1 protein-coding gene is annotated in these 1306 nt (G+C 37.3%); it reads right to left on the bottom strand.

What is annotated here, in order from left to right:
* Positions 1 to 121 precede the first annotated feature (121 nt).
* Complete coding sequence (locus tag ACOVO2_RS11445) at positions 122 to 1177, bottom strand: hypothetical protein (protein WP_421770100.1); 1056 nt, start codon at positions 1175 to 1177, stop codon at positions 122 to 124.
* Positions 1178 to 1306 lie beyond the last annotated feature (129 nt).

Here is a 1306-nt window from a genome sequence, read left to right as displayed (position 1 = left end):
AATATTAGATGTGGAATTTAAATAAAACTTGCGGGATTCTTGAAAAAACTTTTTGCATAAAAAAACGTCGGCATGATTTTGAATCATGCCGACGTTCGGTCTAAACTTATATTCTTTAAAATTAAGGTAAATTCAACAAGAAACCAATCGTAAAGTTAGCGTCCCAGTCGAACACAAATTGCTCACAACCAGTAGCATCTTTGATGGCTTTGTAGATATTCACACCTGCTTTTCCTTTAGCATCATCCATTTTATAATCTTTTGGTGCTTTCAAAACCGTAAAACGTTCTTTGCCATTACGTACTTGTTTTGCCATCGAAAATGGAGCTCCACCAATAATAAAACAAGTTTTGCGTTTCATGCTCGGAATTCCTGCACATTTTGCTTTTACCTCGTCATATACTTTACCATCATCAGTTCCATCTTGGAAATACTTTGCTCCGTAAGTCTCAACCGCCGAAACTCCGCCACCGTTTAACCAAGAGATTTTTGTATTTCCTGAGCCAATATCAGTTACAAAAGCTTCTTCTTCAAAATCTTTTGGCAATACACATTTCAAAGCTAAAGCACCTTCTTGTTGAGCCGAAACGGTATTTACGAAGTAATTCAAAGCCTTTAAGTTTTTGATGATTTTCTGAGTAACATCGGCCTTTACCGCACCCGAACTCACCACAAAGTGAATATCACGGCCACTTACACCAAAATCAAGCATTTTACCGATATATTGCTTCAAACCAGCACGAATATCTTCGTCGGTGGCCATATTTTCGGTTACTAAACTATTACCAAATTCTGATTTTTCGAGCTTCCAGTTTTTATCTTTATCAATTCTTACAATAAATGAGTTGAAACCACTCGCTCCGAGTTCTACTACACCTTTTAATTTGCCATTCACTGGCTCTGGTGCTACATAGCTAAAACTACCACTACCGCCAGCAGTTGCCTCAGTATCGTTTGAGCTTGATGATGATGAACTTGAACTTTCAGTACTTGCAGTCTCAGAAGCAGGGCCACTTTCAGGAGCTTTTGTATCGGCATCAGTTTGCTCGGTTGAACTTTTAGCAAGCATATTTTTGCCCCAAGACGTATTTTCGAGGACATATTTCCCACCGAAAAAGATTGCTCCAAGAATTACAAGCATTATCAGAAATCTTGCAAAAGGGGTTAATTTGTTCATTTTACTGTTGGTTTATTTGTGAATTAAAATAAGTGTTGAGCAAAAATAGAGAAATACTTTCATCTGCTCAATTATTTTTTTGAATGAATGGTTACGGGGCTTGATGGGGTCTTGTAAAAGATTGATAAA

The sequence above is a fragment of the Emticicia sp. genome (assembly GCF_049241225.1).
In the GTDB taxonomy this organism is placed as follows: domain Bacteria; phylum Bacteroidota; class Bacteroidia; order Cytophagales; family Spirosomataceae; genus Emticicia.
The sequence above is the reverse complement of the archived record's forward strand: the minus strand, read 5'-3'. Positions and strand labels throughout refer to the sequence as shown.